A 21,188-nucleotide genomic window follows, 5' to 3' on the forward strand; every position below is an offset into this window, starting at 1 on the left:
TCAATCAATAAGTGGAAAAGCTTAAATTGTATTTCACTATTTCCAATAAGGCTATACAGCACAAACACTGTATTTCTTAAATGTTGTTTAAACTTGTTGTTCTGTTACCCCTTTTGGAAACCATAGAAGTGGATTTTCTCCTAAGTCTCTTCCCATATCATAAGTCACAGAGTTGAAATTCATTTTTTCCCAGAAATCCTTTGATTTCACTCTTGGGTTAGTTTTAATGGGGAGTCCAAATTCTTTCGCATATTCTACAAGTGCAGTTCCGAACCCTTTATGCTGATATTCAGGTAGCACTTCTAACTTCCAAAGCTCCAAATAATTCTGTGGAGGATCGAAATAACGGTTAAACTTTGCTTCCACTTGGTATAGACTCATTCGAGCAACTAATTTATCGCCAAAGTAAATTCCATAGAAAGGAGAATCGCTGTCATTCTCGATAATATTGGCTTCCAAATCCTCTAGCATGGACAATTCTTGAAGGCCATACTCTTTAAACCTTTTAAATTCCTCTAAGGTTTTATAGTTGACTTTTAACCTTACGACCTTATGCTGCATCTGTTATTCCTCCTTGATTGTCTTAGTTTATAGAATACATCACTAAATGTGTGAATAACATAAATAGGAATCTACCGAAAAGAAATAAAGGTAGCTTTCTATTATTATATAACAAAAATACAAAAAATTCTGCCATAATTTCGTAAGCGTTTTCAAATGATAGCAGGAAAATGTCAGAAGATTGTAGAAATAATAATTGGATGAAAGGACAATAGGTCAGAAAGGGGACTGAATTTGAAAAAGATATTGATTGCTAATCGAGGGGAAATAGCGTTAAGAATAATAAAAACATGCAAGAACATGGGGATTGAAACAGTTGCTGTCTATTCAGATGCAGATAAGGAAATGCCTTTTGTAACCGAAGCTGACTTTGCATTTCGTATTGGAGAGCCGCCTGTAAACAAATCTTATTTGAATACAGAGCTTATCTTGGATATAGCAAAAAGGGAACAAGTCGATGGAATACATCCTGGTTATGGCTTTCTTTCTGAAAATGCATCATTTGCGAGAAAAGTTAAAGAAGAAGGGATTCAGTTTATTGGACCAAGTCCAGAAACAATTGAGTTGATGGGCGATAAAATAGTATCACGTACGACCATGCAAAAAGCTGGGGTCCCTGTTGTACCTGGTAGTGAAGCAGGTGTGACTACACTTGAAGAGGCATGTCAACTCGCTTCAACAATTGGCTACCCTGTTATGTTAAAAGCAAGCGGTGGCGGCGGTGGAATCGGAATGGTTCGCTGTGAAAATGAGCAAGCGCTCGTTAAGTCGTATGACTCAACGAAATCGAGAGCAAAAGCCTACTTTGGGTCAGATGAAGTATTCGTTGAGAAGTATATTGATAATGCGAGACATGTTGAGGTTCAAGTGTTTGGTGACAACTTTGGTAATATTGTTCATTTATATGAACGCGATTGTTCAGTTCAAAGAAGAAATCAAAAAGTGATTGAAGAAACACCTACTCCTTTTTTATCTAATGAAGCAAAGGAAAAAATGTATGAAGTTGCTAAGCAAGCTGCGAAAGCAGTGAGCTATAAGAATGCAGGAACGATTGAATTTATTGTAGATGAGGATGAAAACTTCTATTTTCTAGAAATGAATACACGTCTCCAAGTAGAGCACCCAATTACGGAAATGATAACAGGATTAGACCTGGTTAAATGGCAAATTCTTGTTGCACGTGAAGAAAAACTTCCATTAATGCAGGAGGAAATCGGCCAAAATGGGTTTTCGATGGAATTCCGTTTATATGCAGAAGATCCGGTTACCTTTCTCCCATCTCCAGGAAAGATTGACACGTTCGTTTGGAATGAAGATAGCCCCGTTCGTATGGATATTGGATATATAGGTGGTTCCACTGTGAGTCCGTTTTATGATCCAATGATCTCGAAATGTATCTTTTTCGGAAATACAAGAATGGAAGTGATTCAATCCGCTTTGAGATTTTTTGAGGAATTAACGATTACAGGAATTAAAACGAATGCTCCATTATTCAAGGAGATTCTTCAAGAAGAGGATTTCTTAAATGGAAATTATACAACTGCATACTTAGCTGAAAAAAAGCTAGTGAAAAAATAGGAGGAATAGAACTATGAAACAAATTACTTCAACTATGGCTGGAACAGTATTGAATGTGTTGGTAAATAGTGGAGATCAAGTGGCGGCAGGGCAAGAGGTTTTAATGCTTGAATCGATGAAAATGGAAATCCCTGTTGAAGCAGAAGAAGCAGGAACGGTTGTAGAAGTAAAGGTGAATATTGGTGATTTTGTTAATGAAGGCGATGTATTGCTTATAATTGAATAATTTTTAAGATAGCTTATCTGAAGTTGAATAGGGCGGCGAATAGCTGAAATGTTGCAGGTAATATGAATTCAGTTAACCGAAATATGCGGCTGAAGCAGTGGTGATAAGAACGTTCATCATCGATAGAGGAGGAAAGGCATGACTACAACGAAAACTTTAACAGAAACGCTTTTGGAAAAAAGCAAGGAGATTGAAGCAGGTGGTAAGCCGAAATACCATGAGAAGTTAGTAGAACAGAATAAACTTTTTGTCCGAAAGCGTTTAGAATTATTATTTGATAACGGGAAGTATGAAGAAGATGGAAAATTTGCGAATTGTAAAGCAGATGACCTTCCAGCTGATGGGGTTGTTACAGCAATAGGGAAGGTTAACGGACAAACGGTTTGTGTTATGGCCAATGATTCCACAATTAAAGCTGGTTCATGGGGAGCAAGAACGGTTGAGAAAATAATCAGGATCCAGGAAACGGCTGAGAAATTAAAAGTTCCACTCTTATATTTAGTTGATTCTGCTGGAGCAAGGATTACAGATCAATTAGAGATGTTCCCGAACCGAAGAGGGGCAGGTAAGATATTCCATAATCAAGTCAAGCTTTCTGGAATGATACCTCAAATTTGTTTGTTGTTCGGCCCTTCAGCAGCAGGTGGAGCCTATATCCCTGCTTTTTGTGATATCGTTATTATGGTAGATGGAAACGCTTCTATGTATTTGGGTTCCCCAAGGATGGCTGAGAAGGTTATAGGGGAGAAAGTAACATTGGAAGAAATGGGTGGAGCCCGTATGCACTGCTCTGTTAGTGGATGTGGCGACGTACTTGCTCAGAATGAAGAAGAAGCAATTCAGTTTGCTCGTCAATATTTGACCTATTTTCCAGCAAATTTTAAAGAAAAAACGAAGGAAATTCCTGTTGTTGAACCGAAAGCGGGTCGATCTCTAGAGGAAATTATTCCGACGAATCAAAATGCCCCGTTCAATATGTATGAGTGTATTGATACGCTTATTGATGAAGGAAGTTTTTTTGAAATAAAAAAGCTGTTTGCTCCAGAGCTGATTACTGGATTGGCAAGAATCAATGGAAAAGTAGTTGGAATCGTAGCTAACCAACCGAGAGTGAAGGGTGGAGTATTATTTGTAGATTCAGCTGACAAGGGAGCGAAGTTTATTCAGCTTTGTGATGCATTCCATATTCCATTATTATTCTTAGCTGATGTTCCCGGTTTTATGATTGGGACAAAAGTTGAAAGGGCAGGAATTATTCGTCATGGTGCAAAGCTAATTGCGGCAATGAGCTCAGCGACCGTACCAAAAATTTCTGTCGTCGTGCGAAAGGCATATGGTGCAGGATTATATGCGATGGCCGGTCCAGCATTCGAGCCTGACTGTTGTATTGCTCTCCCAACAGCACAAATCGCTGTAATGGGCCCAGAAGCTGCGGTCAATGCTGTCTACTCGAATAAAATTAATGAAATTGAAGATCCAAAAGAACGCTTAGCGTATGTGCAAGAAAAACAGCAAGAGTATAAAGAGCATATCGATATTTATCGATTAGCATCAGAGTTAATTGTGGATGATATCGTAGCACCTGAACAATTAAGAAATGTTCTTGCTGAAAGGTTTGAGTTGTATGAAACAAAGGAAGTTATCTTTAGTGTTCGTAAACACCCTGTATATCCAGTTTAATATCGTATAAAATGCTGAGGCTGTAACATAAGGAGGTCAGACCATCATCTCCTATGACAGCCTTTTTTCTTTTTATAAAGTGATGCTTTACTAATATTTCCTATTTCGTGAAAAGGTCGTGAATTTTTTGGGATTCTTGCACGATTCTATTCTTAAATTTTAATATTCTGTTAAAATATGACTAAGACTCTGACGTTAGGAGTAGGAAAATGAAAATAGCAATTGTTGGTGGAGGGTCAATCGGACTACTTTTTGCTTACTATTTGAATCAGAAAAATGAAGTGATTGTTTATACTCGCTCACTTGAACAAGCTAAGCTGATAGAAGAAGAAGGGTTATTTATTGAGATTGGTAATAATGAGTATTTAACAAAAGTGAGAGCATTGCCATTTTCTGAGTGGAGGGGTGATGAGGATTTAACGTTTGTTACAGTTAAACAATATCATCTTCCCAATGTACTAGATCGTATCACAAGTGTAAAAAGTGATAAACCGATTCTATTTTTGCAAAATGGAATGGGTCATTTAAAAGGGATAAGTTCCCTTGAACATTGGAAAGTTTATGTTGGAATTGTTGATCATGGAGCATTGAGAATGAAATCAAATTTCGTGAAACATACAGGTATGGGCATGACGAAGATTTCGCCAATCGTTCCAAGTGACAATGGAATGATTGATTGGCTACTTGCATCGTCCTCATCTGAATTTCCATTTTATATTGAAGAAGGTTATGAAAATATTCTTTTGAATAAATTGGTGGTAAACGGAGTGGTGAACCCGCTAACTGCCATATTAAAAGTACCAAATGGGGAATTAATTTCTAACCCTCATTTTCATAATCTCTTTCAACAATTATTTGATGAAATCTGCTTGATCTTAGGACTTCAAGATAAAGAAAAATATTATCGTTATGTAAAAGAAGTATGTGAGAAAACAGCAGGTAATCGCTCGTCGATGCTTAAAGACTTAGAGGAAAACCGTAGGACAGAAGTTGATGCGATTTTAGGATACCTTTTAGAGAGGGCAACAGCGAAAAATCTTCAGTCTAAGTTAATTACTAGCTATTATCATAGTATTAAAGGACAAGAGTATAGAAGAGGGGAGTGAGGTTATGTCTGCTATTTTTTCATCCGTTGTCGCTACAATCATTACTGTACCTTTATTAGGGTATATCTTGGTATTTGTTATTAGTAAGCAGCTAACAAAGCATCATCGGAAATCGGTCCTTATCGCTTTAGATGTTACAACATTTTTCATCATATTAGCTGTACATTATTTGCTGCTTGTCATATGGGAAAAATCATTTCTTTGGTTAATCATCATCTTTATTATCTTAACTGCCATTATGTTTGTCATTCTTCACTGGAAAACAAAGAAGGAAATCAATATACCACTTGTGTTTAAAGGGATTTGGCGCTTCAATTTTTTAATCTTTATGTCCGCATACATCTTCCTACTTCTGTATGGTCTCATTAATCGAGTGACTTCTTTCGTATCATAAGCAAAGTCTTTTTCTTTTTTATATCGTCAATGCTATACTGAGGGAAAATTGATGACTAGAAAGGAAGTACATAAATGGAGGTTTTAAATCTCTCTCTGCCGACACGCCAATCATTTGTAACGGATTATTTGGCGCAAAACGAAGAGATTCAGCGTTTTTTTCATTATCGCTTTTCTCATAAAGGTGACGATGAATTAAGGCTACAAGAGCTAAGAAACCGATCGTTTCAAAGGTCTGAGCTAGCGAATTATTTGAATGACTACATGAGGAAGTTTCCTACTTCCCTTCAAGTGGAAGAGTCGATAAAAAAACTTAGACATAATGATAGTGTAGTGGTTATTGGGGGACAACAAGCAGGAATACTAACGGGACCACTTTATTCGATACATAAAATCATCTCCATTATTAAGCTTGCAAATGAAAAAGAAAAAGAATTAAATGTACCAGTGATTCCAGTGTTTTGGATTGCTGGAGAGGATCATGATTATGATGAGGTAAATCACATTTTTATTAACAATGGGGGCACCTTGAAAAAGAAGGTTTACCCTGAAAGAGTCTTCGAGAAAGATATGATTTCAAATCTAACACTCGATCATGAACTTTGTATGCACTGGGTACACGGAGTGATTGAACAGTTAGGCGAAAGTGAACATACCGGGGGCCTTATCCAGTTTGCGAAAAGTGCTATTGATAAATCGAGTACTTTTGTAGATTTCTTCGCCTACATGATTATGGAGTTATTTAAAGAGCATGGTCTATTAATAATTGACTCGGCAGATAGAGGTTTAAGACAGTTAGAATCTCCTTATTTTTACCGAATGATTGAAGAATTTGAGGGGATTACGAATGCTGTAAAAAGCAAACAAGCAGAGTTACAATCTCTGGGAATTAATAATACAATAGAAATAAAAGAAAATGCAGCTAACCTTTTTTACTATGATGAATTACATAAAGAGCGGGTATTGTTAGAATATGATCATCATGGTTCATTCTTGGGGAAAAGTGGTACAATTCGGATTTCGATAGATGAGCTTAAAAGCATTGCTGAACGAACACCCGAACAATTAAGTAATAATGTAGTTACTCGTCCGATCATGCAAGATCTACTCTTTCCAACTATTGCGTTTATTGGGGGCCCAGGAGAAATAGCGTATTGGGGAGAATTACAAGGTGCTTTTGAGCACTTGCAGCTCAAAATGCCACCTATCGTCCCAAGGCTAAACTTCACTCTTCTTGAGAGGGCGATTGAATCAGAATTGAAAGAGTTATCGATCGACTTAATTGATGCTTTAACAAAAGGTGCAACAGCTGAAAAAGAAATGTATTTATCTTCTGTACGTCATCACGAAGTACGGGATTTGCTTGAATCTGCTCAAAGAGATATCTCCAAAACATATCAGCAGATTCGTTCTGAGTTAGAGCAAAAGGATAGAGGACTCCTTCCTTTGCTTCAGAAGAACGAAGAGCTAATCATTAAGCAGCTTCATTTTATGGATGGTAAAGTAGAAGAATCAGTACAACGGAAATATGAAACGATTCTATCTAAATTTGATCGAATTGAAAGCTCACTAAGACCGAATGGTGGGCCACAAGAGCGAACATGGAATATGTTCTACTTCTTAAACAAATATGGATTAGGTTTGTTTAATGAAATGATTAGCCAACCACTTTCATTTGATGGTACGCATAAAGTAATAAAGCTATAATTTATGGCACTAAAGTGAAGAGTAAAGTAATGAAAAAGGGCATGGAATGTCATATACATTCCATGCCCCTTTTTTGTTGTTCATCAGAAAGTTATAAATTTTTCAGTGGATGTTAAGCGCTTCAAAAGAAATGAAAAGGAAATTTCCCTCACTCGTAGGCGGAGAGCAAGTGAAAGAGTTGGTTTATTGTTGAAGAGGAATATCTGATTTTCTTTTCCAAAAGCTATTTTCTAAGAGACTGTAGTTTTTACCAGGAAAGATTTCCTTCTTCGTAAGAAGGTTAGCAGTTTGGAGCGAAAGGATGCGAGACGTCTGCGGGAGCAGTGGTTCAGGTGAGACTCCAAAGGCGAAGTCGTGAAATCTCACCACTCGCCTTGCGGCAAGCGAGTTTCTTGGAGTGGAAAACAATCCATGTTTCAAAAGCAACATTTTATACGAAAACAACCTTTCCAAAAAACACCCAAGAAAAAGAAGGGATTTTCATCGAGTGGTAGAATTTATAAAAATAGGTGGTGGAAAGTGGGGGAATGTGGTACATTTGAGTTAAAAAGTGGGGGTAGCAGGCATGTTCATGGGTGAATACCATCATAACGTTGATACTAAGGGCCGTTTAATCGTGCCTGCAAAGTTTCGTGACAGTTTAGGAGAAACATTTATTCTGACACGTGGCTTGGATCAATGCTTGTTTGGCTACCCGTTAAGTGAATGGAAGCTACTTGAAGAAAAGCTAAAAGCTTTACCCCTAACAAAGAAGGATGCTCGTGCTTTTACTCGCTTTTTCTTTTCAGGAGCAGCCGAGTGTGAACTTGATAAACAAGGTCGAATTAATATCTCATCCCACCTTCTCCAATATGGAAAGATAGACAAAGAATGTGTAATCGTAGGAGTTTCCAATCGAATAGAAATATGGAGCAAACAGCTATGGGAAGACTTTTTTGCGGAATCTGAGGAATCTTTCGCAGAAATTGCAGAAAATATGATTGGGTTTGATATATAATGGGAATGTTTTATTAAATAGCGCAAAAATACAAGCTATAATTCCTAAAGAAGGTACGATTGGAAAGGTGGAGCAGCATGTTTAAACATACAACTGTATTACTTGAAGAATCCGTCGATGGATTAAATATAAAACCAGATGGAATTTATGTGGATTGCACGCTAGGTGGTGCAGGCCATAGTTCGCTTATCTTATCAAAGCTTTCTGAAGATGGAAAATTAATTGCATTTGATCAAGATGATGTAGCCATTGCCAATGCAAAAGAGAAATTAGCAGCTTATGGCGACCAGCTGATTATTATTAAGAGTAATTTTGCTTATCTGCAAGAGGAGTTAGAAAAGCAAGGAATACATAAGGTAGATGGGGTTTTATATGATCTAGGTGTTTCGTCTCCTCAGCTTGATACTCCTGAAAGAGGATTTAGTTATCACCATGATGCACCTCTTGATATGCGGATGGATCAAGATGCATCAATAAGTGCCTATGATGTCGTAAACCATTGGAGTTACGAAGATCTTGTTCGAATATTCTTTCAATATGGAGAAGAAAAATTCTCGAAACAAGTGGCGAGAAAAATTGAAGCCGCACGTGAAAAGAAGCCGATTGAAACGACATCAGAATTAGTAGAACTAATAAAGGATGGAATCCCTGCTCCTGCAAGAAGAAAAGGTGGGCATCCGGCAAAAAGAATTTTCCAAGCCATTCGAATTGCTGTAAACGATGAATTAGGAGTATTCAAGGATTCACTTAACCAAGCAATGGACTTACTAAATCCTGGTGGGAGAATTTGCGTGATAACCTTTCATTCACTAGAAGATCGCATATGTAAAGTAGCCTTTAAAGAGGCCAGTCAAACGCCTGACCTTCCGCCAGGACTACCAATTATTCCTAAAGAATACCAGCCTAAATTACGAGTTATTACTAGAAAACCGATTATCCCTTCTGAAGAAGAATTGGAAGGAAATAACCGATCAAGATCAGCAAAGCTTCGAATTATCGAAAAAATATAATACATTTTAAACAGGAGGGATATTATGAGTAATCTTGCTAGAAAACTTCAGCAAGAGGAAAAACGTCAGCAGCAATCCGTACAAGCACCAAAAAAACAAGCTAATAGGATGCCTTGGTTGTCCCCTGGAGAAAAAGTGTTAGGATTATTATTTGGGGCGATTCTTTGCATTGGTTCTGTTAACATTATTTCGAACCAAACGGCGATTTACAAAGTTAACAAAGATATACATGAAACAAAGGCGTCAATTGATGTAAAGCAACGGGAAAACAATGACCTTGAAATGCAAGTGAGCGAGCTTAGTGCATACGAGAGAATAAAAGCAAAAGCGGAAGAGTTAGGCTTAAAACTTAATGATAACAATGTTAAGGTTGTGCAAGAGTAATGAGTAAGAAACAGCCAAATATCAATGTAGGAGCAGCGATATTATTTGTAATATTTTGTCTGCTCTTTTTTGTCTTGATTTCTCGAATTATTTATATTCAAGTAACAGGTGAAGCAGCAGGACAACCACTAGCTGTTAAAGCACAGCAAAAATACGCAAAAGAAGGTGTCATTGAAGCAGTGCGGGGGAAAATCCTTGACCAAAACGGTGAGGTTATTGCTGAAGACTCTTCTTCGTATACACTCGTAGCCATCCTTTCCGAAAAAATGAAGCCAAACTATGTGTCCAATCCTAAAAAAACGGCAAGCGAGTTAGCGAAATATATTAACTTAAAAGAATCTGAGATTTATAGCTTGCTGACAGATGTGAAGGAAGATACCTTTCAGATTGAATTTGGCAAGGCAGGAAGAGATATCTCTTTTCAAACGAAGAAAGAAATTGAAAATTTGAAGTTACCAGGAATTACATTTATTCGAGATAAGAAGCGTTTTTATCCGAATGGTGTATTTGCTTCTCACGTAATCGGTTACGCCATGGAAGAAAAAAACAAGTCAGGTGTAAGTGAGAATGTTGGACAGCTTGGCATAGAAAAAAATTTAAATGATCTCTTAACCGGACAAAACGGCAGTATCCAATACGAAAGTGATTTATGGGAGGTCATTTTACCTGATGGGACCGAAAAAGTTAAACCTGCCCAGAATGGTAAAGATGTCTATTTAACACTTGATAAGAAAATTCAAACACTGTTAGAAGACACATTAAACAAAGTGCAAGATAAGTATAATCCAAAAAAAATGGTTGCCATAGTCGCTGACCCGAAAACAGGTGAAATATTGGCGATGGGGCAAAGGCCAACTTTTCACCCGAAAACCAGAGAAGGCATTGCTGATAGCTGGCATAACGAGGCCATTGAAAACTCCTTTGAGCCAGGGTCAACGATGAAGATATTTACACTTGCAGCTGCTGTTGAGGAGAACGTTTTTAATCCAAATGAATGGTTTCAATCAGGTAGATATAAAGTAACTGAGAATTCTTCACCTATTCATGACCATAATTACGTTGGGTGGGGAAGTATTACTTATTTAGAAGGACTACAGCGATCGTCCAATGTTGCTTTTGCAAAACTTGTGAAAGACAAAATTGGCTTTGAAACCTATCGAGATTATTTGACCAAGTTTGGGTTTGATCAACCAACTGGAATTGATCTACCAAATGAAACTGGTGGGAAGGTACTATATAATTATCCCCTTGAAAAAATTACAACAGGGTTTGGTCAGGGAACAGCTATTACTCCAATTCAACAAGTTCAGGCAGCAACAGCTATAGCAAATAACGGAAAGATGATGCAGGTCCATGTGGTAGATAAGATTGTCGATCCAGATACGAATGAGATTGTAAAAGACTATCAGCCAGAGGTTGTGGGTACTCCTGTATCGGCTGATACAGCGAAGCTAGTAAGAGATTACTTGGAAACCGTTGTATCTTCTCCAAAGGGTACGGGGTTTAACCGTTACAATATTGATGGCTATGAGGTTGCAGGGAAAACAGGAACAGCGCAAATTCCAGGTCCTAATGGAAGATATTTAGAAGGTCATAAAAATTATATCTTTTCTTTTTTAGGAATGGCTCCTAAGGATGAACCACAATTAGTCATCTATGTTTCCGTTCAGCAACCAGAAATTGACGAATCAGTTAGTGGAGCAGAGCCGGTATCTGAAATATTTAAACCTGTTATGAAGAACAGCCTTCAATATTTGAACATTGAGCCAAACCTAACAAAGGAAACGACTATTAAAACAACACCGAATCTGTCTGAGGTATCGAGAGATCAAGCGGTTAAGCAGCTTCAATCATTAGGAGTGCATGTGGAGGTGTTAGGCACTGGGGATAAAATTGTTTCTCAGCTTCCACAAGCAAACGCGAAGCTTCTTAAAGGAGAAAAAGTAATATTAAAAACAGATGGAGACCTAACAGTGCCAAATATGGTTGGCTGGTCATTAAGGGATTCGATGAAGGTTGCGAAGATGGCAGATTTGCAATTAAATATTGTTGGAAGTGGATATGTAGTCAAACAAAATCTTCAAGCAGGTGCGAAAATTAAAAGTGGAGAGTACTTAATTTTAGAGCTAGAGACTCCACAGCAGCAAATGGAAAAAGCGGGAAAGGCGGAAAGTTCAGAAGATAGCGAGGATCAAGTCCACGATTAATGCCTGTTTGAACAGATTATGTTACAGAATGCTTCAATCGGAACAACGTTCTAATTCAATAGGTACAAGCATATATTGAGACGAGCCATAACTTAAGGAGGTTCGTTAGACATGCGTGTATCGAATGTGACCGTCAGAAAAAGATTGACGATAGCTTTATTAGTAGGTATTCTTATTTTTTTCATCATTGATCTAAGGCTTGGATATGTTCAATTTTTTCTCGGGGATATGCTAACAGGAAAAGCAAAGGATTCGTGGAGCCGAAATATCCCATTTGAGCCCGAACGTGGAGAGATTGTCGATCGAAATGGAGTTCCTCTAGCCACTAATATAAGTGCACCAACTGTCTATGTTGTCCCAAGGCAGATAAAAGACCCTGCTACTGCTGCAGAAAAACTAGCAGCTACATTAAATATGTCAAAAGAAACGGCATACAAAGAAATTACAAAGGTAGCTTCAATTGTTCGTCTCAAAGAAGGAAGAAAAATCTCTCATGAGAAGGCTAAAGAAATTAGGGCTTTAGGGATTGAAGGTGTGTATATCGGGGAAGATTCCAAAAGACATTATCCTTTTGGAGATTATCTATCTCATGTGCTTGGTTTTGCAGGAATCGATAATCAAGGGTTAATGGGGCTTGAACTTTATTATGATAAAGAATTGAATGGAGAAGAAGGCTCCGTTCAGTTTTACGCAGATGCAAAGGGGAAAAGAATGAATGACATGGCTGATGATTATCAGCCTCCAGTTGATGGAATGGACCTGAAACTAACGATCGATTCAAAGATTCAGACTATTATGGAACGAGAATTGGATATTGCAGAAGCTAAATATAATCCAGATGGGTTAGTAGCAATTGCAATGAATCCGAATACAGGAGAAATTCTTGGAATGTCTAGCCGACCTGATTTCAATCCAACAAACTTTCAAGAGGTTCCTCCCGAAGTATATAATCGTAATTTACCTGTTTGGAGTACGTATGAGCCAGGATCCACCTTTAAGATTATTACGCTAGCAGCTGCCCTTGAAGAGGGAAAAGTTGACTTAGAAAAAGATCATTTTCATGACCCAGGCTTTGTTAAGGTGGGTGGAGCGAAAATTCATTGTTGGAAAAGCGGAGGTCATGGAAGCCAAACTTTTCTCGAGGTTGTTCAAAATTCATGTAACCCAGGTTTTATCGAGCTAGGTGACCGCTTAGGGAAAGAAACCCTGTTTAAATATATTAAAAATTTTGGGTTCGGTCAGAAAACAGGAATTGATCTTCAAGGTGAAGGAAAAGGGATATTATTTAATCTCGATCGTGTAGGACCTGTTGAATTGGCTACTACATCCTTTGGGCAAGGAGTTTCGGTTACTCCAATTCAACAGGTAGCAGCTATCTCTGCTGCGGTAAATGGTGGAACTCTTTATACCCCATATATTGCAAAAGAGTTAATAAACCCAGTTACTGATGAAGTAATGATGAAAACTTCTCCAGTTGCAAAGAGAAAAGTCATTTCAGAGGAAACATCTAAGGAAATTAGGCATGCTCTTGAAACGGTTGTTGCTCAAGGAAGTGGGAAGAATGCCTTTGTAGATGGTTATCGGGTAGGTGGGAAAACAGGTACTGCCCAAAAAGTTAAAGATGGAAAATATATGGAGAATAATTATATCGTTTCCTTTATTGGGTTTGCTCCAGCAGATGATCCAGAATTAGTTGTTTATGTGGCTGTCGATAATCCAAAAGGAACGATCCAGTTTGGTGGCGTTGTTGCTGCTCCAATTGTAGGTAATATCATGGGAGATAGTTTGCGAGCAATGGGTGTAGAACCTAGAAAAGGGCAGATTGAGAAGGAAACAACTTGGTTAGATACACCAATGGTAGAAGTCCCAAATGTTGTTGGCCTATCGAAGCGAGAGATTCAAGAAATAATGGTTAATCTCAAAATTGATGCAAGTGGGCAAGGAGATATTGTCGTGAAACAAACCCCACAAGCGGGTGTGAAACTGAAGGAAGGTTCGACCATTCGACTATATTTCAGTGATAAACCAGAAGAGTAGAATGAGAGGCGGCTTAAACGCCGCCTTTATTAATGGGTCTATGGATAAATAATCTAGTCCCTTTTTCTATTTTCTGTTAAATAATCGTTAAAAGTCGATTGATTCCTGCATAGGCGACTCTTTTTCACATACATATGAATATCAAATAGCTAAATCATCATTTATCATGTAAAATAAGTATCGCTATAGATGTCTTTCAAGTGTGACTAACAAAGTGCATAACGTTTTATTTAGCAAAATATTATAAAAAAATCTAGATGTTAATTGATTGATGTTGATAATCAATAACATGCAAAAGATCATATATGAACAAATTTTAATGAAAGATACTCATAGAATATATGAAAACAGCCTTCTAAAATTAGAGAGGATTTGATCTAATTGAAATTACAGCATTTATTAAAAAATATCCTTCCTTTTCCTCCTGATATGGAGGAAAATCCTGAAATTACATCAATCGAAAATGATAACAGAAAAGTTCAACAGGGGAGCTTATTTATTTGTATAAAGGGATTTACTGTAGATGGTCATGATTTTGCTGAAGCAGCTGTTAAAAATGGAGCAGTTGCTATTTTAGCTGAAAGGAAACTGGAAGTATCCGTTCCAGTCCTTGTAGTTAAGAATACGAAACGGGCGATGGCTATTTTAGCAGATACCTTTTATGGTCAGCCTAGTCGTAGCTTTCATTTAATCGGTATTACAGGAACAAATGGAAAAACTACCGTAAGTCATCTGATTGAAAAAATATTTTCAGATGCAGGACAGAACACTGGATTAATTGGAACGATGTACACAAAAATAGGTAACAAAATTTCAGAAGTCAAAAATACAACTCCAGAGAGTTTGACCCTTCAAAAAACCTTTAAAGAAATGGCTGAAGAAAAGGTTGAAACGACGGTTATGGAGGTCTCTTCCCACGCTTTAGTGGAGGGGCGGGTACACGGTAGTGACTTTAATGTGGCGGTATTTACGAATCTAACACAGGATCATTTAGATTTTCATCAAACGATGGTGGAGTATCGACATGCAAAAGGGTTACTGTTTGCTCAATTAGGAAATACATTTGACCATACAAACCCTAAATATGCTGTATTAAATGCAGATGATGCAGCAAGCGATGAGTATATAAAAGCAACGGCTGCTCATATATTCACTTACGGTATTGATCGTAAGGCAGATATACAAGCAACGAACATTCATATGGGAGCTGGAGGAACTACCTTTGATCTAATTAGTCCGCATGGAATACATAAGGTACAGATACAGCTAGTTGGTAAATTCAGTGTTTATAATGTATTAGCGAGTATTGCGGCGGCACTGGTTTCAGGGCTGTCCTTAGATTCCATATTAAGTACGTTAGAGACGATAAAAGGTGTTGCTGGCAGATTTGAGCTTGTGGATGAAGGCCAAGATTTCTCTGTTATCGTTGACTATTCACATACACCTGATAGCTTGGAAAATGCTCTATCGACCATTAAACAATTTGCACAGAAGCGAGTGTTTGTAGTAGTGGGGTGCGGGGGAGATCGAGATCGAACGAAGCGACCGCTTATGGCGAACATAGCATGCCTACATGCAACAGATGCCATTTTTACTTCTGATAATCCAAGAAGTGAAGATCCAGCCTCCATTATTAAGGAAATGGAAGCAGGTGTTAAAGGCGGTAAATATATAAGTATCCTCGACCGTAAAGAGGCTATCCAATATGCAGTTCAACAAGCACGTTCAGGGGATGTCATTTTGATTGCTGGAAAAGGTCATGAAACGTATCAGCAAATCGGGGATCAAATCTATGATTTTGACGATCGCATTGTTGCAAAAGAGGCAATTAAGGGGAGATAACATGTTATTAACGTATGAAGATTTGAGAAGATTATTCCCAAATGCATCTGGAATTGATGATGCAGATTTGCAATTTCATACGGTTGCTATATCTTCTGATACAAAACAGCAAAAGGGACTGTATATTCCTGTAGAAAAAGATTCTACTAATTTGCAGGAGGCGATTGAAAACGGAGCAATCGCCGCAATATGGGATAAGGATCTTCAAGTGCCTTCCTACACCCCAAATCATTTTCCAATTCTATACACAAAAGATCACGTGAAAGGTTTAATACAAATGATTGAATTCTATAATGATAAAGTAAGTGGATTAAAAAGTAAGCGAGAAGATATGACTCAAATCTTTATTCAGAATGAGGTTCTATTTCATGAAAACCGCCAGTATGGTAAAGATGAGCTTAAGGAAATAATGAACAGCCTAATAGAAGGGAGGGAGAAATAATGATGGAACAAGTAATATTCTTTACCATCTTAATGGGGTTTTTAATAACGGTATTACTATCTCCAATCTTTATTCCCTTCTTAAGAAGGTTGAAATTTGGACAAAGCATTCGGGAAGAAGGACCGAAATCTCATCAAAAGAAATCTGGGACTCCAACTATGGGTGGAGTCATGATACTTCTGTCTATTACTCTCACTACATTAGTAATGGCAGGAAAGTTTTCAGAGCCAACGGTCAAAACATATTTATTATTGCTCGTTACATTGGGCTTTGGTTTATTAGGGTTTTTAGATGATTTCATCAAAGTAGTGATGAAACGAAACTTAGGGCTAACTTCAAAGCAAAAGCTGCTTGGGCAAATGATCATTTCAATCATCTTTTATCTGGTTCTGAAGCAAAGTGATTTTTCAACAGAAGTGAGCATTCCTCTAACAGATCTTTCATTTGATTTAGGGTGGATGTATGTATTCTTTATTATTTTTTGGTTAGTCGGTTTTTCAAATGCAGTAAACTTAACAGATGGGCTAGATGGTCTCGTATCCGGATCAGCTGCAATTGCTTTTGGTGCTCTAGGTGTACTTGCTTGGAGTCAATCTCAATTTGAAATTGCGATTTTTGCAGTAGCTGTCGTTGGAGCGGTTTTAGGGTTTCTTGTATTTAATGCCCACCCAGCTAAAGTATTTATGGGTGATACAGGTTCATTAGCATTGGGCGGAGCAATTGCTACTATTGCCATTCTTACGAAGCTGGAAATCCTTCTTATTATTATAGGAGGAGTATTTGTAATTGAAACGCTATCTGTTATTCTACAAGTCATTTCCTTTAAAACGACAGGAAAGCGTATTTTCCGAATGAGCCCCTTGCACCATCATTATGAGCTAGTAGGCTGGTCTGAATGGAGAGTAGTTGTTACATTTTGGACAGTGGGAGTTTTGTTTGCTGTCCTCGGAATATATATAGAGGTGTGGATATAATTGAAGTATATTGATACGTATCGTCATAAAAAGATTCTAGTTCTTGGTTTAGCCATGAGCGGGGTTGGAGCAGCCTCGCTTTTACATAAGCTTGGTGCATTTGTCACTGTAAATGATAGAAAACCATTATCTGAAAACCCAGAAGCACAAGGATTATTAGAGCAGGGAATAACCGTAATTTGTGGTGATCATCCAATAGAGCTGCTAGATGAAGGGTTTGAACTCATTGTAAAAAACCCTGGCATCCCCTACCATAATCCAATGATTGTCGGGGCAATGGATCGGGACATTCCGATCATTACAGAAGTGGAACTAGCCTATCAAATTTCTGAGGCACCTATTGTAGGAATTACAGGTACGAATGGGAAAACTACAACGACTACATTGGTATATGAAATTCTTAAAGAGGATGCAAAATCACCTTATATCGCTGGAAATATTGGGAAGGTAGCTTGTGAGGTAGCACAAGTAGTGAATAAAGACAGCACGATCGTAATGGAGTTGTCCTCTTTTCAGCTAATGGGAATTAAAGAATTCCAACCAAAAATTGCGATCTTAACTAATCTATATGATGCCCATCTAGATTATCATGGGACAAGAAAAGAGTACGCCCATGCAAAGGCAAATATTACTAAAAACCAAACGAAATCTGACTATTTTATTGTAAACGCGGAGCAACAAGAAGTAATGGATATAGCCGAAACGTCCAATGCGCAAATCATTCCTTTTTCCACAAAGAGAGTTCTAGAAAGTGGTGCCTTTGTAAAGGATGGTTGGATCTATTTCGATGATGAGAAAATTATGGAAACAAAAGAACTTTCTTTACCTGGTGCCCATAACTTAGAAAACATCTTATCTGCAATAGCAGCTGCAAAACTTTGTCTAGTAAGAAATAAATCCATTTACCAAGTTTTAACATCTTTTGCTGGGGTCAAACATCGTTTGCAGTTTGTTTCTGAATATAATGGACGAAAATTTTATAATGACTCAAAAGCAACAAATATCCTTGCAACGGAAAATGCACTTGCAGCCTTTAACCAGCCAACTATTTTGCTTGCTGGAGGCTTAGATCGAGGAAATGATTTTGATTCTTTAATCCCAGCACTAAAAAATGTAAAGGCGATAATCACATTTGGGCAAACAGCCCCTAAAATCGAAGCAGCCGCACTTGAAGCAGGAATAAAAAATCAAATCCGTGTCGATAATGTGGAAAAAGCCGTACCTGCCGCCTACGAGCTTTCCGAGCCAGGAGATGTCATTCTGTTATCTCCAGCTTGCGCTAGCTGGGACCAATATAAAACTTTTGAGGTTCGAGGTGACATTTTTATCGATGCGGTGCATAAGCTTAAGTAAGGGCTTGTACGATAGGGAAATCTGTTTGTAAACCTCCAATTACAGCTATTTTCTTTCAGGATATACACCTCGTGCAGGCCCTAAAACTTGCAGTCGAGGTGTGTTGCGTTGCCGACAAAAAGAACTACTCCTGATTTCATCTTAATGATTGTCACATTTACTTTATTAACGGTTGGACTCATTATGGTTTATAGTGCAAGTGCCGTTTGGGCAGAGTATAAATTTGAAGATTCTTTCTTCTTTGCGAAAAGACAGCTGTTATTTGCTTGTGTGGGAATTGTTGCGATGTTTTTTATTATGAACATTGACTATTGGACTTGGCGTACCTGGTCTAAAGTGATATTAATCATTTGCTTTGTATTATTAGTGGTTGTGTTGATTCCAGGAATTGGAAATGAACGGAATGGCTCTCGTAGTTGGATTGGCGTCGGTGCTTTCTCAATCCAGCCTTCTGAATTTATGAAACTCGCGATGATTGCGTTTCTTGCGAAGTTCTTGTCAGAAAACCAGAAGCTAATCACTTCATTCAAAAAGGGGCTTATCCCTTCTTTAGGGATTGTGTTTGTAGCCTTTGGGATGATCATGCTTCAACCAGACTTAGGGACAGGAACGGTTATGGTTGGTACAAGTGTGGTCATGATTTTCATTGCGGGTGCACGGATTAGCCATTTCGTTGGACTTGGCATGGTTGGTTTGCTTGGGTTTGTTGGCTTGGTTATATCAGCACCTTATCGGATGAAGCGTATCACATCTTTTTTAGATCCTTGGGAAGATCCACTAGGGAGCGGGTTTCAAATCATCCAATCCCTATATGCTATTGGACCAGGGGGACTTTTTGGATTAGGTCTTGGCCAAAGCAGACAGAAGTTCTTTTACTTACCAGAGCCACAGACAGATTTTATTTTTGCCATCTTGTCTGAGGAGTTAGGCTTTATTGGTGGCTCATTTGTTCTTCTGCTATTTTCGTTACTTCTGTGGAGAGGGATTCGTATTGCTCTCGGTGCGCCGGATTTGTTTGGAAGCTTTTTAGCAGTTGGAATTATTGCAATGGTCGCCATACAGGTGATGATCAATATTGGAGTTGTTACCGGTCTTATGCCAGTTACTGGAATCACACTCCCTTTTCTAAGCTATGGAGGTTCTTCCTTAACCTTAATGCTCATGGCGATAGGAGTATTACTTAACATCAGCAGGTATGCTCGATATTAAGGACATGGTAACTCGCAAGGATGGAGCATCATCAACGTCCTTTATGAATGAAACCAACTGCTATCTCGATTCTATCGATAGACAACTTTGTATTTCCAATTAAAATCGTCTTAAGCTAGCTCGGCAATATGCCGGGTTTTCTTCTTTTTACGTTAAAGATTGGAATCAGCTGATATTTTTTCCAATTTATATTACATTTAGATGACATTGTTCACATATGTTCTTTATAATAATTAGAATGTAGTAGAATGAGGAAAAGGCAAATTGTGATATGTATCACAGATGTTTCATCCTCTTAGTCCTTAACATTAAAAATCTCTTCAAAGAGGTGGAATTATGAAAATTGTAGTTAGTGGTGGTGGAACTGGAGGTCATATTTATCCAGCTCTAGCCCTTATTAGAGAAATTCAGAAACAAAGAAAAGATGTAGAATTTTTATACATTGGTACGGAAAAGGGGTTAGAAAGCAGTCTAGTTCCTCGTGAAAATATTCCGTTTAAGTCCATACATATTACCGGTTTTAAACGCAAAATTTCTTTTGAAAATGCAAAGACCGTCATGCGTTTTTTAAAAGGAGTGAAAGAAAGCAAAAGAATGCTAAAAGAGTTTAAGGCGGATGTTGTTATCGGTACTGGTGGTTATGTTTGCGGTCCTGTTGTATACGCTGCATCTAAGCTTGGAATCCCCACTATCATCCATGAACAAAACAGCATTCCAGGCCTTACTAATAAATTCTTAAGCCGTTATGTAAATAAGATTGCGATTTGCTTTGAGGAAGCAAAGGCGTTCTTTCCAGAAGAGAAAGTGGTTTTCACTGGGAATCCTCGTGCTTCAGAAGTATTAGGGAAAGATGGAGCTAAAGGACGTATCTCAGTAGGTTTAAAAACAAGCTCTCCGGTTGTTTTAATTTTTGGTGGAAGTCGCGGGGCAAAACCGATTAATGAGGCCGTAATAAAATCTTTAAATGAGCTTAGAGAAAAACCATATGAAGTGGTGTACGTGACAGGTGATGTTCATTATGAAAGTGTGAAAAAAGAAGTTGAGCTAGTAGGGAATCCAAGAAATGTGCATGTTAAGCCTTTTATTCATAATATGCCAGAAGTACTAGCTGGTGTAGACCTTACTGTAGCAAGAGCAGGCGCTACCACCCTTGCAGAACTAACTTCGCTTGGGGTTCCAAGCATCCTGATTCCAAGTCCGTATGTAACAGCAAACCATCAAGAGAAAAATGCTCGGTCGTTAACGGATAAAGGGGCAGCAAAGCTGTTACTAGAGAAAGAGCTATCAAGCCAAAAATTAGTCGAAACAATCGATGAAATATTAATGGACAAAACAAAGCTGTTTGAGATGAAGGCATCAGCAAAGGAATTAGGTATTCCTGATGCAGCTGAACGGCTATTTAACCTAATGAAGGAATTGGTTGAAAAGAAATAGAAGTAGCCTATATTTCTATTATTGCATATGATAACGTAAAACTCCGTT

The 21,188-nt window shown here is 38.0% G+C and carries 18 protein-coding genes; 17 read left to right on the forward strand and 1 reads right to left on the reverse strand.

Features of this window, described 5'->3' with window-relative positions; all coding sequences use genetic code 11:
* Positions 1-87: 87 nt before the first annotated feature.
* Positions 88-561, reverse strand: coding sequence for an N-acetyltransferase (locus LS684_RS07655; RefSeq protein WP_233811020.1), 474 nt, complete (start codon positions 559-561; stop codon positions 88-90).
* A gap of 234 nt (positions 562-795) precedes the next feature.
* Here LS684_RS07655 and LS684_RS07660 point away from each other — a divergent pair, with 234 nt between their 5' ends.
* The 17 genes from LS684_RS07660 to murG all read left to right on the forward strand — a co-directional run bounded on the left by LS684_RS07660 (position 796) and on the right by murG (position 21,140).
* Positions 796-2,139, forward strand: a complete 1,344-nt coding sequence (locus tag LS684_RS07660) for an acetyl-CoA carboxylase biotin carboxylase subunit (RefSeq protein WP_233811021.1) — start codon at positions 796-798, stop codon at positions 2,137-2,139.
* A 13-nt stretch (positions 2,140-2,152) separates the two neighbouring features.
* Positions 2,153-2,365, forward strand: coding sequence for an acetyl-CoA carboxylase biotin carboxyl carrier protein subunit (locus LS684_RS07665; protein ID WP_233811022.1), 213 nt, complete (start codon positions 2,153-2,155; stop codon positions 2,363-2,365).
* Positions 2,366-2,503: 138 nt separating this feature from the next.
* Positions 2,504-4,045, forward strand: coding sequence for an acyl-CoA carboxylase subunit beta (locus LS684_RS07670; protein ID WP_233811023.1), 1,542 nt, complete (start codon positions 2,504-2,506; stop codon positions 4,043-4,045).
* Positions 4,046-4,254: 209 nt separating this feature from the next.
* Complete coding sequence (locus LS684_RS07675) at positions 4,255-5,151, forward strand: 2-dehydropantoate 2-reductase (protein WP_233811024.1); 897 nt, start codon at positions 4,255-4,257, stop codon at positions 5,149-5,151.
* A 4-nt stretch (positions 5,152-5,155) separates the two neighbouring features.
* Complete coding sequence (locus LS684_RS07680) at positions 5,156-5,545, forward strand: DUF3397 domain-containing protein (RefSeq protein WP_233811025.1); 390 nt, start codon at positions 5,156-5,158, stop codon at positions 5,543-5,545.
* A gap of 74 nt (positions 5,546-5,619) precedes the next feature.
* Positions 5,620-7,251 carry a bacillithiol biosynthesis cysteine-adding enzyme BshC gene (gene bshC, locus LS684_RS07685; RefSeq protein WP_233811026.1) on the forward strand — a complete coding sequence of 544 codons (1,632 nt, stop codon included), beginning with the start codon at positions 5,620-5,622 and terminating at the stop codon, positions 7,249-7,251.
* Positions 7,252-7,816: 565 nt separating this feature from the next.
* The gene (gene mraZ / locus LS684_RS07690; protein WP_233811027.1) at positions 7,817-8,248 is read left to right on the forward strand and encodes a division/cell wall cluster transcriptional repressor MraZ; all 432 of its coding nucleotides are present in this window, start codon (positions 7,817-7,819) and stop codon (positions 8,246-8,248) included.
* 77 nt (positions 8,249-8,325) lie between these two features.
* Entirely contained in the window at positions 8,326-9,258 is a 933-nt protein-coding gene (gene rsmH / locus LS684_RS07695) for a 16S rRNA (cytosine(1402)-N(4))-methyltransferase RsmH (RefSeq protein ID WP_233811028.1), read from the forward strand.
* 24 nt (positions 9,259-9,282) lie between these two features.
* Entirely contained in the window at positions 9,283-9,642 is a 360-nt protein-coding gene (gene ftsL, locus LS684_RS07700) for a cell division protein FtsL (protein WP_233811029.1), read from the forward strand.
* The gene (locus LS684_RS07705; RefSeq protein ID WP_233811030.1) at positions 9,642-11,849 is read left to right on the forward strand and encodes a penicillin-binding protein; all 2,208 of its coding nucleotides are present in this window, start codon (positions 9,642-9,644) and stop codon (positions 11,847-11,849) included. The genes ftsL and LS684_RS07705 overlap by 1 nt, the downstream gene beginning before the upstream one ends.
* 111 nt (positions 11,850-11,960) lie before the next feature.
* Positions 11,961-13,886 carry a stage V sporulation protein D gene (locus LS684_RS07710; protein ID WP_233811031.1) on the forward strand — a complete coding sequence of 642 codons (1,926 nt, stop codon included), beginning with the start codon at positions 11,961-11,963 and terminating at the stop codon, positions 13,884-13,886.
* A gap of 381 nt (positions 13,887-14,267) precedes the next feature.
* Positions 14,268-15,728, forward strand: coding sequence for a UDP-N-acetylmuramoyl-L-alanyl-D-glutamate--2,6-diaminopimelate ligase (locus LS684_RS07715; RefSeq protein ID WP_267930385.1), 1,461 nt, complete (start codon positions 14,268-14,270; stop codon positions 15,726-15,728).
* 1 nt (position 15,729) lies between these two features.
* Positions 15,730-16,170, forward strand: coding sequence for a hypothetical protein (locus LS684_RS07720; RefSeq protein ID WP_233811032.1), 441 nt, complete (start codon positions 15,730-15,732; stop codon positions 16,168-16,170).
* Entirely contained in the window at positions 16,170-17,144 is a 975-nt protein-coding gene (gene mraY, locus LS684_RS07725) for a phospho-N-acetylmuramoyl-pentapeptide-transferase (protein ID WP_233811033.1), read from the forward strand. Before LS684_RS07720 ends, mraY begins: the two co-directional genes overlap by 1 nt.
* The gene (murD, locus tag LS684_RS07730; RefSeq protein WP_233811034.1) at positions 17,145-18,497 is read left to right on the forward strand and encodes a UDP-N-acetylmuramoyl-L-alanine--D-glutamate ligase; all 1,353 of its coding nucleotides are present in this window, start codon (positions 17,145-17,147) and stop codon (positions 18,495-18,497) included.
* A 144-nt stretch (positions 18,498-18,641) separates the two neighbouring features.
* The gene (gene spoVE / locus LS684_RS07735; protein ID WP_432418818.1) at positions 18,642-19,706 is read left to right on the forward strand and encodes a stage V sporulation protein E; all 1,065 of its coding nucleotides are present in this window, start codon (positions 18,642-18,644) and stop codon (positions 19,704-19,706) included.
* Between the two features lie 336 nt (positions 19,707-20,042).
* Positions 20,043-21,140, forward strand: coding sequence for an undecaprenyldiphospho-muramoylpentapeptide beta-N-acetylglucosaminyltransferase (gene murG, locus LS684_RS07740; protein ID WP_233811036.1), 1,098 nt, complete (start codon positions 20,043-20,045; stop codon positions 21,138-21,140).
* Positions 21,141-21,188: the final 48 nt, after the last annotated feature.

This window comes from Cytobacillus spongiae (assembly GCF_021390075.1).

Excerpts from the sequence above, each read along its gene's own strand:
- spoVE (WP_432418818.1), top strand. The coding sequence starts at position 18,642 with ATGATTGTCACATTTACTTTATTAACGGTTGGACTCATTATGGTTTAT.
- bshC (WP_233811026.1), top strand. The coding sequence starts at position 5,620 with ATGGAGGTTTTAAATCTCTCTCTGCCGACACGCCAATCATTTGTAACG.
- mraY (WP_233811033.1), top strand. The coding sequence starts at position 16,170 with ATGATGGAACAAGTAATATTCTTTACCATCTTAATGGGGTTTTTAATA.
- LS684_RS07680 (WP_233811025.1), top strand. The coding sequence starts at position 5,156 with ATGTCTGCTATTTTTTCATCCGTTGTCGCTACAATCATTACTGTACCT.
- mraZ (WP_233811027.1), top strand. The coding sequence starts at position 7,817 with ATGTTCATGGGTGAATACCATCATAACGTTGATACTAAGGGCCGTTTA.
- LS684_RS07655 (WP_233811020.1), bottom strand. The coding sequence starts at position 561 with ATGCAGCATAAGGTCGTAAGGTTAAAAGTCAACTATAAAACCTTAGAG.
- LS684_RS07675 (WP_233811024.1), top strand. The coding sequence starts at position 4,255 with ATGAAAATAGCAATTGTTGGTGGAGGGTCAATCGGACTACTTTTTGCT.
- LS684_RS07710 (WP_233811031.1), top strand. The coding sequence starts at position 11,961 with ATGCGTGTATCGAATGTGACCGTCAGAAAAAGATTGACGATAGCTTTA.
- LS684_RS07670 (WP_233811023.1), top strand. The coding sequence starts at position 2,504 with ATGACTACAACGAAAACTTTAACAGAAACGCTTTTGGAAAAAAGCAAG.
- rsmH (WP_233811028.1), top strand. The coding sequence starts at position 8,326 with ATGTTTAAACATACAACTGTATTACTTGAAGAATCCGTCGATGGATTA.
- LS684_RS07720 (WP_233811032.1), top strand. The coding sequence starts at position 15,730 with ATGTTATTAACGTATGAAGATTTGAGAAGATTATTCCCAAATGCATCT.
- LS684_RS07705 (WP_233811030.1), top strand. The coding sequence starts at position 9,642 with ATGAGTAAGAAACAGCCAAATATCAATGTAGGAGCAGCGATATTATTT.
- LS684_RS07665 (WP_233811022.1), top strand. The coding sequence starts at position 2,153 with ATGAAACAAATTACTTCAACTATGGCTGGAACAGTATTGAATGTGTTG.
- ftsL (WP_233811029.1), top strand. The coding sequence starts at position 9,283 with ATGAGTAATCTTGCTAGAAAACTTCAGCAAGAGGAAAAACGTCAGCAG.
- murG (WP_233811036.1), top strand. The coding sequence starts at position 20,043 with ATGAAAATTGTAGTTAGTGGTGGTGGAACTGGAGGTCATATTTATCCA.